Annotated in this window: 8 protein-coding genes; 6 read left to right on the top strand and 2 right to left on the bottom strand. The window is 49.0% G+C overall.

Annotated features, from left to right (window positions below; genetic code table 11):
* The first annotated feature begins 16 nt into the window (after window positions 1–16).
* The 6 genes from QZT80_RS16220 (at window position 17) to QZT80_RS16195 (ending at window position 10,601) form a co-directional block, all read left to right on the top strand.
* The gene (locus QZT80_RS16220) at window positions 17–2,527 is read left to right on the top strand and encodes a DUF5686 and carboxypeptidase regulatory-like domain-containing protein (protein ID WP_295124159.1); all 2,511 of its coding nucleotides are present in this window, start codon (window positions 17–19) and stop codon (window positions 2,525–2,527) included.
* 703 nt (window positions 2,528–3,230) lie between these two features.
* Window positions 3,231–4,265, top strand: a complete 1,035-nt coding sequence (locus QZT80_RS16215) for a rhodanese-related sulfurtransferase (protein ID WP_295124156.1) — start codon at window positions 3,231–3,233, stop codon at window positions 4,263–4,265.
* Between the two features lie 126 nt (window positions 4,266–4,391).
* Window positions 4,392–4,817 (top strand): hypothetical protein, encoded by a 426-nt coding sequence (locus tag QZT80_RS16210; protein WP_295124153.1) that lies wholly within the window; start codon window positions 4,392–4,394, stop codon window positions 4,815–4,817.
* 115 nt (window positions 4,818–4,932) lie between these two features.
* Window positions 4,933–6,039, top strand: coding sequence for an efflux RND transporter periplasmic adaptor subunit (locus QZT80_RS16205; RefSeq protein ID WP_295124150.1), 1,107 nt, complete (start codon window positions 4,933–4,935; stop codon window positions 6,037–6,039).
* Window positions 6,040–6,069: 30 nt separating this feature from the next.
* Window positions 6,070–9,183 (top strand): efflux RND transporter permease subunit, encoded by a 3,114-nt coding sequence (locus tag QZT80_RS16200; RefSeq protein ID WP_295124148.1) that lies wholly within the window; start codon window positions 6,070–6,072, stop codon window positions 9,181–9,183.
* The gene (locus tag QZT80_RS16195) at window positions 9,180–10,601 is read left to right on the top strand and encodes an efflux transporter outer membrane subunit (protein ID WP_295124145.1); all 1,422 of its coding nucleotides are present in this window, start codon (window positions 9,180–9,182) and stop codon (window positions 10,599–10,601) included. The genes QZT80_RS16200 and QZT80_RS16195 overlap by 4 nt, the downstream gene beginning before the upstream one ends.
* Before the next feature lie 312 nt (window positions 10,602–10,913).
* Here the strand turns inward: QZT80_RS16195 and QZT80_RS16190 are convergent, their stop codons facing one another.
* Window positions 10,914–11,621: a LytTR family DNA-binding domain-containing protein gene (locus QZT80_RS16190; RefSeq protein WP_295124142.1), complete on the bottom strand. Its 708-nt coding sequence runs from the start codon at window positions 11,619–11,621 to the stop codon at window positions 10,914–10,916.
* Window positions 11,618–12,619, bottom strand: coding sequence for a sensor histidine kinase (locus QZT80_RS16185; protein ID WP_295124139.1), 1,002 nt, complete (start codon window positions 12,617–12,619; stop codon window positions 11,618–11,620). The genes QZT80_RS16190 and QZT80_RS16185 overlap by 4 nt, the downstream gene beginning before the upstream one ends.
* Between the last annotated feature and the right edge of the window lie 126 nt (window positions 12,620–12,745).

Genomic DNA, 12,745 nt, shown 5'->3' with positions numbered 1-12,745 from the left:
CGGTTAATTTTCGCTTATGCCCAAGTTTCAGATGACTCTCTGTTTCCTTTTGTATTCTCTGCTAGCGCAGGCTGCGGCCATTCGTGGTAAAGTTACCGACGATAAAGGCATTGCGCTGCCTTACGCCACTGTATTGATCAAAGGCACCACTAACGGTACCACCGCCAATGCACAGGGGCAGTATCATCTCGAGCTGCCAGCCGGTAGTTATACGATCGTATGCCAATACCTCGGGTTTAAGAAACAGGAGCAGGCTGTAACACTCGCCACTACCGATGTTCCACTAGACTTTATCATGCAGCCGCTTAGCCTGCAGGTAAAAGAAGTGGTCATTAAGTCGGGCGGCGAAGACCCTGCCTACGCTATTATCCGCCAGGCCATTAAGAAACGGCCGTATTACAGGCAACAGGTGAAAGAATATACCTGCGAAGCTTATATCAAAGGCTTTTTCAAACTGCGGGCTGTTCCGAAAAAGGTTTTAGGGCAAAAGATAGATAAGGATGAACTGGGGGTCGATTCTACCGGCCAGGGCGTAGTGTTCCTTTCTGAATCGGTAACAAAAATAGCGTACCGTGAACCTGACAAACTGAAGCTGGAAGTGGTTTCGGCCAGGCAGAGCGGGGGAGGACTTGGCGTAAGTTTCCCTGCGTTCATTAATTTTTATGACAACAACGTAGAAGCCATCGTTTCGCAGGTGAACCCACGTGGCTTTATATCGCCTATCGCTGAATCGGCGTTAATGCATTACCGGTACCGGCTGGAAGGCAGTTTTGTGGAGGACGGGAAAACGGTGAATAAGATCAAAGTAATCCCTAAACGGAAATTCGAGCCAGTATTTTCCGGGTACATATTTATTACAGAAGATGACTGGCGCATTCATAGCACCGACCTCGAATTGACCAGCGAATACCAACTGGAACTGGTAGATACTTTAAAGATCAGGCAGATGCACGTGCCTGTAAGCGGGGATGTTTGGCGTACGAAAGACCAGTTCGTGTATGTAGCCATCAAACAATTCGGGTTTAACGTGGTGGGCAACTTCGTAAACGTTTACTCCAATTATAACCTGCAACCCGATCTGCCTAAAAAGTATTTCGATAAAATATTTATGAAGTACGATACCGCTGCCGAGAAACGCAGCATCGCTTACTGGGACAGTATTCGCCCGGTACCGCTGGAGCAGGAAGAGGCGCGCGACTTCGTGGTAAAAGACAGTACGGCCAAAGCAGAACGCGATTCTGCCACATCCCGCCGCCAACTGGACACCTTAAGAAGTAAACGGCACGGAGTAAAGGTATGGGATGTGTTGTGGTCGGATGTAAATTACCCCATGTACTTTAAACGCGACAGCTCCATCGCCTCGCACAGTTTCAATATGAAAGGGCTGATAAAGGGATTGGAATACAATACGGTGGAAGGTCTTGTGATACAGGCACACCCGGGTATCAACTTTAGTTTAAGAGATGATAAAATACTGAAATGGAATAACCATTTCCGCTACGGCATCAGCAATACGCATTTCAACGCCTGGACGGAACTGGAATACCGCGGCCGGCATAAGAAATACAGCAATTCCCGGAACATCTGGAGTTTGTCGGGGGGCAAAGCGGTGTCGCAATTCAACGACGACAATCCCATTACCCCGTTATTTAATTCTTTGTACACGTTGTTGCTGAAGGAAAACTATGCAAAGTATTATGAGAAACAGTTCGGTAAAATCAATTATACGCGCCGCTTCGACAATAGCCTGCGTGTAACTTCCTCCATCACTTACGAAAACCGCCTGCCCTTACTAAACACCACCGATTTCGTAATATTCGAAAACAAAGACAAAACGTTTACACCCAACCAGCCGCAGGAACTGGCCAATCGCCCATTTTTGAAGCACCAGGCATTAGTGTGGGACGCCGGCTTCCGTTACCAGCCGGGCCAGCGTTTTATTGAATTGCCCGACAGCCGGCAGGCGATGGGGTCTAAATACCCGACCTTTGAACTGCAATACAGCAAAGGCTTAAACATACTGGGCAGTGATATCAATTTCGATAAATGGAAGGCGGGCGTGTTCGACGAGATCAATTTAAAACTGCCAGGCGAATTCCATTACCGTTTGTCAGTGGGTGGTTTCCTGAACCGCGACAGCGTTAATATTCCCGACCTGCAACACTTTAACGGCAACCAGACTTTCTATAACTCCAAATACCTGAACAGCTTCCAGCTGGCGCCCTATTACCAGTACAGCACCGATGCGCGCCTTTATGCCACGGTGAATGTAGAACACCACTTCAATGGTTTCCTTACGAACAAAATACCTTTGTTCAATCGCCTTAAATGGCACCTGGTGGGCGGCGCCAATGCGTTTTATGTGAATAGCAACAACAACTACGTGGAAGTATTTGCGGGCCTGGAGAACATCTTCAAAATACTGCGGGTTGATGTGGTAGCCGGCTACCAGGCGCAGTCGCCAACCAAAGTAGGAGTGCGGTTAGGTTTAGGTGGATTGATTGGTGGGGCGGTGCGGATAAACTAGCCTGATTCTGGCTGTTATTGCTACGACCGGCAAAACATCCCCATCAGAATTAAACTACTCGTATCAACTCCCTGGAAAAACTCATTGAATACATTGAATGTCACTCCGTAGAGGAACAACAGCCGGTCTTAAAATTACGGTACCGGGGTTATATGGGGGAAAAGTTACCCCATGAGCGGCTTTCTGCATCGATTATTTACCGGAAAATGTTCCCTGCGATTACCTGAAACAGTAAACGTTAAGCACTAAAGACAAAAAGCCACCCTTTTACTTAAAAAAGGTGGCTTCATGTCGTTCGCTTGCCAATATATAATCAATAACGGTTCAATCTCCGTCTGTAAGCGGTTTTATACTGTTTGCCGGAGGCTTTCTCGTTTCTGTCATCATAAAAATATGCCAGAAGGCGGTACAACCATATCGCGGTAACTACCAGAAAAAAGTAAATAACGTAAGTGTTCATAGTCTTCAACTTTAAGGGTTAATGTATTGTTGGTTACTTGTGAAAGTTTTTTCCAAAAGCATGCCAATGGTTTATAATGCTTGTGGCGATCCGGTAATAAATATGGTAAAAATTTAATCTGATTTGGTTGACTGTAGAAAATCTCCCCATCCCGGGATTTTTTGTACTTTTGTTGCCATCTTTTTTAATAACAGAAAAAAAGAAATTTTGTTCGTCCGACGTACGTCCTTAAAATTTCCAATTATGGCATTACACAACAGAGTGTCTGCAGATTTGCTGAAGCAAAGGCTCGCAGAAGAAAACTTCAGGCGCGTTACTATCTCCTTCTACCAGTACGCCAAAATTGCAGATCCACAGCTTTTCCGCGATGAACTTTACACCGGTTTATTTGACTTAGGAGTTTTCGGGCGCATTTATGTGGCCCATGAGGGTATTAACGCCCAGATCAGCGTACCGGAACATAATGTGGACGCTTTCCGACAATTCCTTTACACGTACGACTTCCTGAACGGCATCCGGCTGAACATCGCTGTGGATGATGACGGCAAGTCGTTTTATGTGCTAAAAATTAAAGTGCGCGAAAAGATCGTAGCCGACGGTATTGACGATCCCAACTTCGATATTACCCACCGTGGCCAGTACCTCGACGCTCCCGCGTTTAACGAACTTTCCGCCGATCCCGATACGGTAATCGTAGATATGCGGAACCACTACGAATTTGAGGTAGGTCATTTCGACCGTGCCATGGAAGTTCCTTCCGATACTTTCCGCGAGCAGTTACCCATGGCCGTAGACATGCTGCAGGACCAAAAGGACAAAAACATCATCATGTACTGCACGGGTGGTATCCGCTGCGAAAAGGCGTCGGCGTATTTTCTCCACAATGGATTCAAAAATGTGTATCACCTCGAAGGGGGAATTATCGAATACAGCAACAAAGCAAAAGAACTGGGTCTTCCCAATAAATTTAAAGGAAAGAATTTTGTTTTCGACGATCGCCTGGGTGAACGTATCGGCGATGAAATTATCAGCCATTGCCACCAGTGCGGTGAGCCCTGCGACGATCACACCAACTGTAAAAACGAAGGCTGCCACCTGCTGTTTATCCAATGCGAAAAATGCGCAGCTAAATACCAGGGGACCTGCAGCGACGATTGCCAGTCTGTTTTAAACCTGCCGGAAGAAGAGCAGAAGAAGTTAAGGCAGGGCATTGATAAGGGGAATATGGTATTTAATAAATCCAGGCAGCGGTTGAGGCCGAGGTTGGGGGAGGATTGATGCCTTTAAAATAATTTTAACAACCGGCTGCTTTCCGCGAGGGAAGCAGCTTTTTTATGGATGAATACTTTCCGTTCATCAAATCGCATTTTGACTTTTTACAATGATGGGCTAATTTAGCGGCTTATGCTTAAACGACATCATAACATATACAAATGGCTGATCTGCTCGATGCTTTTGCTCGTGCAGCTCACCGCGGGTATGATGTCGGCCGCAGCTTCGTACCACTTAACCTGCGATAACAGCTATTGCATCATTCCTGATGAATACGAGGGAAATGGGGTGAAAGGTCCCGGTGCCACGCCAGTAGTAGAAGAGCAGGACCAGGCTTTTGAGAAAGTTTGCTCGCCTAAACCACGCCGCACCAAGGCACGTTATTACGTTTCCGTTTTTTCACAGCAGTATAACCTTGTAGCCCGGCCTGCCGGCATGCTGCCCTACAGCTGTGAGTACGATAGTTTTCTTCCCATCAACAAAACAGGTGAGTACAGCCTTGTACATGCCTTTCTACCTGGTTACTACCAGTTCCTCTTCCGGCAAACACCCTTCTGAGTTTTTCCCGTTTACCGCTGAGCCTTTCCGGCATTGTTCGTTGTACCAGTTCAGGTACAGCGTATCCATTTTTATTTTCAAATTTCCCGCCATCGCGGGAGAATAATTGTATTGTATGCGACTTAACTCAGGGATAGCAATATCGCTGGCCGCTGTTGTATTTGCCGGATGTGCCGGTAGCAGCGCCAATGAAACGAAAGAAGAACTTAAATCATTACCCGTAACCAGGCTGGAAGCAAAAGACACCATGCTGTACCACAGTTACGTGGCCGACATACAGGCCCTTCAGAATGTAGAGATACGCGCACGTGTACATGGATTTTTAGAATCGGTACATGTAGATGAAGGGGAAGAAGTACAAAAGGGACAGCTGTTATTCCGCATCAGCGACGGCGAATATAAAGCAGAACTATCCAGGGCCAAAGCCGCACTGAGTAACGTAATTGCCGAAGCCAAAGCCGCTTCGCTGGAAGCAGACAGGGTCAAACTGCTGACGGAAAGTAAAGTGCTTGCACCTTCAGAGCTGGAAGTTGCACGTGCACGCCTCGCGGCCGCAGAGGCGAAGGCCGATGAAGCCCGTTCTACTCTCACGAATGCTGAAGCACACCTTCGCTACACCGAGGTCAGGGCTCCATTTGCCGGTGTGATTGATCGTATTCCATTGAAGACCGGCAGTCTTATCAGCGAAGGCGCATTATTCACCACACTGTCGGACGTGCGCGAAGTGTACGCATATTTCAGCGTGTCGGAAACAGAATATCTTCATTATTCTAAAACCAATCATCAATACGGCGATGTACACCTCGTGCTGGCCGATGGTACTGATTATCCCAATCCTGGTAAAATCGAAACGATAGAGGGGGAATTTGAAGAAAGTACCGGCTCTATCGCCTTCCGTGCCCGTTTTGCCAATCCCCGCAAACTACTGAAACACGGGGCCAGCGGTAAGATCAAGCTTTCCACGGAAGTTGACGAGGCAGTCATTGTACCGCAGAAGGCGGTGTTTGAAATGCAGGACCGGAATTATGTTTTCGTGGTAGACGAAGCCAATAAAGTAAAGATGCGCAACTTCATCCCGCAAACCCGCATGTCGCACTTTTACATCGTGCAATCCGGACTGGAGCCTGGCGAACGTGTAGTAGCCGAAGGGGTACGCAACATCCGCGATGGGATGCTCATCGCTCCCCGTATTGTAACGATAGACAGTTTGCTAAACATGTAAACAACAGGCTCTTCACGAAAACATAATTCAATGTTTGATACATTTATAAAACGACCGGTGTTATCACTGGTCATATCCCTCATTATTACCCTCCTGGGACTGCTGGCGCTGTTCACGTTGCCCGTTACCCAGTTCCCGGACATCGTACCGCCGTCGGTAACCGTTACGGCCAGGTATACTGGCGCTAATGCCGAAGTATGTGTAAAAGCAGTGGCCACGCCACTGGAACGTGCTATTAACGGCGTGCCGGGCATGACCTACATGTCCTCTGTATCCAGCAACGACGGCATTACGGTTATACAAGTGTTTTTCCAGGTGGGCACCGATCCCGACCAGGCTGCGGTGAATGTACAGAATCGTGTGGCCACCATCATCGATGAATTGCCCGAGGAGGTAATTAAGAGCGGGGTGACTACAGAAAAAGAAGTGAACAGTATGCTGCTGTACCTGAACGTTACCAGCAACGACACCCAACTCGACGAACAGTTCATCTACAACTTCGCCGACATCAATGTGCTACAGGAGTTAAAACGTATTGATGGCGTAGGGCGTGCCGAGATTATGGGCGCGCGGGAATACGCGATGCGTGTATGGCTGAAGCCCGACAGGATGCTGGCCTACAACGTTTCCGCTGAAGAAGTAACATCCGCTATCAGGAAGCAGAATATTGAAGCCGCACCCGGTAAAACAGGCGAGGGATCTAATAAGGAAACCAATATGCAGCAATATGTCCTTCGCTATACCGGCAAATTTTTCGAGCCTGAACAATATGAGCGGATCGTGATACGCGCTAACAGCGACGGGTCTGTATTAAATCTGAAGGATGTGGCCGATGTGGAATTTGGCTCACTTACGTACAGCATGGTGTCTAAAACCGATGGCAAACCATCCGCCTCCATCATGCTAAAGCAGCGCCCGGGCTCTAACGCCCAGGATGTGATCATGAACGTGAAGAAAAAGATGGCCGAAATGAAAGAGCAATCGTTCCCTCCGGGAATGGATTACAATTTCAATTACGACGTATCGCGGTTCCTGGATGCCTCTATTCATGAAGTAATCAAAACGCTGTTCGAAGCATTCCTGTTGGTGTTCTTAGTGGTGTTCATTTTCCTGCAGGATTTCAGATCTACGTTGATCCCGGCACTGGCTGTACCGGTAGCCTTGATCGGAACGCTGTGTTTTATGCAGCTGATGGGTTTCTCTATCAACCTGCTCACACTCTTCGCACTAGTACTGGCCATCGGCATCGTGGTAGATAATGCCATTGTGGTGGTGGAGGCAGTACACGTGAAAATGAGTGAGGAACACCTGCCACCCATGGAGGCTACACTGGCTGCCATGAAAGAAATAAGCGGCGCACTGGTAGCCATTACCCTGGTGATGTCGGCGGTATTTATACCCGTGGCGTTCCTCTCCGGACCGGTAGGCGTGTTTTACAGGCAGTTCTCTCTTACGCTGGCTATCGCCATCGTGATCTCGGGCATCAACGCGGTAACGCTTACGCCGGCACTGTGCGCCATCATGTTAAAACATAACGATGGGAAGAAGAAAGGCCTTTTACAAAAGTTCTTCAATGGATTTAACCGCGCGTACGGCGGCACCGAACGCAAATACGCTTCGCTGATCAGTCGTATAGCAGGCCGCAAACTGATTACACTGGTACTACTGGGCGTTTTCTTCGCTGCCACCTGGGGCGTAGCGGCCATCTTGCCGGGTGGATTTATTCCGACTGAAGACCAGGGCATGATATACGTAAACGTGACAACGCCGCCCGGTGCCACCGTTGAACGTACAGAAGAAGTACTCAGCGAAGTGCAGAAGCAGGCCTCGTTGCTTACCGAAGTGGAATCGGTATCAACACTGGCGGGTTATAGCCTGGTGAATGAAGTAGCCGGTGCCTCTTATGGTATGGGTATGGTAAACCTGAAGGCCTGGGACGAAAGGAAGGCCTCTGTAAATGATATGATCGCCACCCTGCAACAACGCACCAAACATATTGCCGATGCGAGCATAGAATTCTTTCCCCCGCCCACAGTGCCGGGCTTCGGTAACTCCAGCGGTTTCGAATTAAGGCTGCTCGACAAAACCGGTGCTGGTGACCTGAAAGCCACGGCTACAGAAACGGAAAAGTTCATTGATGCATTAAAGAAGCACCCCGCAATAGGCAGTGCCTTCACCAGCTTTGACGCCAGTTTCCCGCAGTATATGGTGCACGTAGACCAGGCCATGGCGGCAAAAAAAGGGGTAAGTATCGAAAATGCCATGAGCAACCTGCAAACGCTGATGGGCAGTTTATACACCTCCAACTTTATTCGCTTCGGGCAAATGTATAAAGTGATGGTGCAGGCGCATCCTCATTATCGCACTAAACCAGAAAACCTGCTGCAGTTATACGTGAAAAATGACAGGGGAGAGATGGTGCCGTATGCCGACTTCATCACCCTCGAACGCGTGTATGGACCAGAGCAGCTGACCCGTTACAACATGTACACAGCGGCCATGATTAACGGCGACGCCGCTGCGGGCTTCAGCAGCAGCGAAGCCATTAAAGCCGTAGAAGAAACCGCAGCTAAGGTATTGTCGCAGGGCTATAGCTACGAATGGAGCGGCATGACGCGCGAACAGATACTGTCGGGCAACCAGGCTATTTACATCTTTATTGTCGTACTGGTATTCGTATACCTGCTACTGGCAGCGCAATACGAAAGTTTCCTGCTGCCATTGCCTGTACTGCTATCCTTACCCGCAGGCATATTTGGCGCCTTCCTGTCGCTCAAACTGCTGGGCCTCGAAAACAATATCTATGCGCAGGTAGCATTAGTCATGCTGATTGGCCTGCTCGGCAAAAATGCCATCCTGATCGTGGAGTTTGCGGTATTAAGGAACAAACAGGGACTGAGCGTGCTGGAAGCCGCCAAGGAGGGCGCCGTATCACGTTTGCGCCCGATCCTGATGACCTCCTTCGCATTCGTAGCCGGATTGATCCCGCTATGCATTGCCAGCGGTGCGGGCGCACTGGGTAACCGTTCTATCGGTACCGCCGCAGCTGGCGGTATGCTAATCGGCACGCTGTTCGGCGTGTTGATCATCCCCGGACTCTACGTGTTGTTTGCCTCTCTCACCAGGAAAAAAACTGTACAATGATCGCACTAAAGAAATACGCATATATCATCGGTATTGCAGGTATTACCGCCTGCAGCACCCAGCGGCAGCTCACCTTGCCGGAACAACTGAAAACACCTGCTGTGATGGGCTCACAGCAGGATACTTTGTCGCTCGCGGTACTCAAACAGGTGTTTGCGGACGAGCAATTACAACAGCTGATAGACACCGCGCTTCAATCAAACTTTGATTTGCAGGCGGCCATGCAACGCATTGAAGCCGCAAAAGCTAATTTACTGCGAAGCAAACGCGCGATGCTGCCACGTGTAGATGTAGCGCTATCGGCAGGCGTGGACCGCTACGGCGACTACACGCTGAACGGTGTGGGCAATTTCGATACGAATTTGTCGCCCAACATCTCGAAAGATCAACGAATTCCGGGCCCAACACCTGATTACTTCGCTGGCTTACGCAGTTCGTGGGAGGCCGACATCTGGGGCAAACTGCGCCACCAGAAACAGGCAGCCTACGAACGCCTGCTCGGTAGTATGGAAGGACAGCGCCTGTTAAGAACACAGGTAGTGGCCTCGGTAACGGGCATGTATTACGAACTGCTGGCGCTGGACGATGAACGCGAGATCATTAAACGCAACATCACATTGCAGGAAAGCGCCCTGGCCCTGGTCAATATACAGAAGTCCGCCGGCCGGGCAACAGAGCTGGCGGTGCAGCAGTTTCACGCGCAATTGCTCAGCACCAAAGCTTTGCTGTTTGGTGTACAGGAACAAATTGCCGCGCTTGAAAATCAACTGAGCGCACTGCTGGGCCGCCTGCCACAGCATATTACACGCACCGGCTGGGATACAGACAGCCTTACGCATCTTTCCGCTACAGGCATTCCCGCTTCACTGCTGCTGCATCGCCCGGACATACAACAGGCCGCCCGAGAACTGGGCGCTACACAAAAGGACCTGGAAGCAGCGCGACTGGCCTTTCTCCCCACATTAACCATTACGCCTTATGCAGGCTTTAATGCATTTAAGGCCAACCTGCTGTTCCAGTCGCCCGCCTCCCTGGCATGGGGCATACTGGGCGGACTTACCACGCCTTTATTCAACCAGGGACAGTTAAAAGCAGGATATAATACCAGCAGGGCCGGCGCTATGTCTGCCTTTTACCAATACCAGCAGGCAGTGGTAAACGGCTACCAGGAGACTGTCACCGCCTTAAACAAGGTAGATAACCAGCAGCAGGCTTTTGAAATGAAAAAGAAAGAAGTGATGGTGTTGAAACAGGCTGTATCGACCGCGAACACACTGTTCTCCACCGGTTACGCCTCGTACCTGGAGGTAATTACCGCACAAAAAAGTGTACTGGAAGCTGAACTGGCCATGATCAATACCCGCCGGAATGTTTACAGCGGGCTGGTTACCTTATACAGGTCGCTGGGCGGCCATTAAGAACGTTTTTTACCATAGCATACGTAGAAACAGAGGAAGGTTGTCCAGCCTTCCTGTTTAGCACAACTCGAGAAGGCCGGGCTCTGCGAAGGGTCCGGTTTTTTAGCGACATGAACGGTGTATACACCGCCGCCCCCGCGGCCTTCATCATTCAAAAGGATATAAATACCTCCACCGAAGCTTTCATGCGGATTAAAATGGTTTGTAATAAGCAGGTACCTATAAGAGTCAACAAATACAGACACGGGTGAAAACAATTCCGTCAAAACAGGAAATGCGTATAGAACGCATGCCCCGCACTCATATTGATTCTCACCGCTTCAAATACCTGTTATTCAACACCCGCTTCATCACATCTTCCTTCAGCCCACGGCTGATCGGCACCTGTTGCTGACCAATAAATACATCCTGCCCGTCAATACTATCAATTTTACTGACGGATACGATAAAGGATTTGTGCACTTTGATGAACTGTTCCTCCGGCAGGTATTCCTCTATAGCTTTAAAGGTGAGATAGGTGATGAATTTGCGTAGTGGTGTATATACCGCCACGTAGTTCTGTAATGCCTCTACATACAATATGTCAGCAAAGGCCACCTTTTCGATCTTATTATCACATTTGATGAAGAAGTAGTCTTCCGGTGCCGCTTTGACTGCACGGTAACCGGCAAAGTCGCGGGCTTTCATCACCGCTTTCAGGAAGCGGTCGAGGGAGATCGGTTTTACGAGGTAATCGATGACGTTTAATTCAAAGGCCTCTAACGCATGCCCGCTATGCGCAGTGGTGAAAATAACCATCGGCGGATTGGGGAGCGAACGGAGGAAATCGATGCCGTTCATTTTAGGCATTTGAATGTCGAGGAACAGCAGATCGGGCTTTTCGGTAGCCAGCGCGCCGGAAGCCTTTACTGCACTCTCGTATTCGCCTGCCAATTGCAGGAAACCGGTATCGGCCATATACTCTCTGAGTCCTTTACGCGCCAGCGGTTCATCGTCGATAATCATGCAGCGTAATATCATAACAGGTGGATGTAGAGGGTGACGGAATAATCGACAGACGTTTCTATGATGTCCAGTTGGTGTTTACCCGGATACAGGAGCGCCAGGCGGCGTTTGGCGTTTGCCAGTCCTATGCCGCCTTTCCCTTTCACTTCCATGTCTTTCGTATTGAAAGTCTCCAGCCTCAGTTTATCTCCCTCCCGGCTAATATTGATGCGGCCTGTGTTCTGCTGGTCCGTATGTGCTGAAAGGTGCTTAAACACGTTCTCTACGAAGGGGATGAGCAGCAAAGGAGCGATCCTGAGGCCTTTTACATCATCCATACAGGTGAATGCGATCTCGTAGTGTGTATCATGCCGCAACCTTTGTATATCCACATAAGAGCGCAGGTATTCCAGTTCCTTTTCCAGGTCGATAAAGGGCGTATTGGCATCGTACAGCTGGTAGCGCAGCAGGCCGGAGAACTGCATGAGCGTATCGCGGGCGGTTTTATTCTCTTTATCTATCAAGAAGTAAATGGCGTTAAGAGAGTTGAACAGCGAATGCGGGTTCATTTGCGCCCGAAGGTATTCCAGTTCCTGCTCGGCACCCAGCCGCAGCGTTTTTTGCCTGTCAATATAAAACTTAATGCCTGCCGCTGCACCCACCATAAAAAACAAGGGTATGTATACATCGTACACCTGCGCACTCAGCGTAGCATTAGGCCATTTGCGGATGTTTAGTATATAAGGAAGCAGTATTACGTTAAGCAGCCGGATGATGGCGAACCCGGTGATGAGTACCAACACGATAAACGCAATGCCAAACAACAGGTACTGTTTTTTATACAGCAACCGGGGGATGAGTACGTAATTGGTAAAATACACTGCCAGCGCGAGCGACAATACCTTTAGCAACCCCGCCAGCACAGTAGGCTGCATAGCAGGATAATCGTCGAACCGCAACAGCATCCAGACCATAAAGAACAGCGTCCAGAATAACAGATGGTGCAGTTTCCAGGAAAAGAACAGGCGCATCATGTAATTTAAATTTACGAAAAATAGAGGAGACGGGAATTTGATGAAATGTGTAATGTTGACAACGAAATGCAATATATTTGGCCCGCGAGAGTTCCCTATATTTTATTTTTTAACCCGTACCCGGTA

It is taken from the genome of uncultured Chitinophaga sp., assembly GCF_902168175.1.
In the GTDB taxonomy this organism is placed as follows: domain Bacteria; phylum Bacteroidota; class Bacteroidia; order Chitinophagales; family Chitinophagaceae; genus Chitinophaga.
Note: the sequence above shows the minus strand (reverse complement) of the source record. Positions and strands in the feature narration are given on the sequence as shown.

Coding starts and splice junctions, on each gene's coding strand:
- QZT80_RS16220 (WP_295124159.1), top strand. CDS start 17: ATGCCCAAGTTTCAGATGACTCTCTGTTTCCTTTTGTATTCTCTGCTA.
- QZT80_RS16215 (WP_295124156.1), top strand. CDS start 3,231: ATGGCATTACACAACAGAGTGTCTGCAGATTTGCTGAAGCAAAGGCTC.
- QZT80_RS16210 (WP_295124153.1), top strand. CDS start 4,392: ATGCTTAAACGACATCATAACATATACAAATGGCTGATCTGCTCGATG.
- QZT80_RS16205 (WP_295124150.1), top strand. CDS start 4,933: ATGCGACTTAACTCAGGGATAGCAATATCGCTGGCCGCTGTTGTATTT.
- QZT80_RS16200 (WP_295124148.1), top strand. CDS start 6,070: ATGTTTGATACATTTATAAAACGACCGGTGTTATCACTGGTCATATCC.
- QZT80_RS16195 (WP_295124145.1), top strand. CDS start 9,180: ATGATCGCACTAAAGAAATACGCATATATCATCGGTATTGCAGGTATT.
- QZT80_RS16190 (WP_295124142.1), bottom strand. CDS start 11,621: ATGATATTACGCTGCATGATTATCGACGATGAACCGCTGGCGCGTAAA.
- QZT80_RS16185 (WP_295124139.1), bottom strand. CDS start 12,619: ATGATGCGCCTGTTCTTTTCCTGGAAACTGCACCATCTGTTATTCTGG.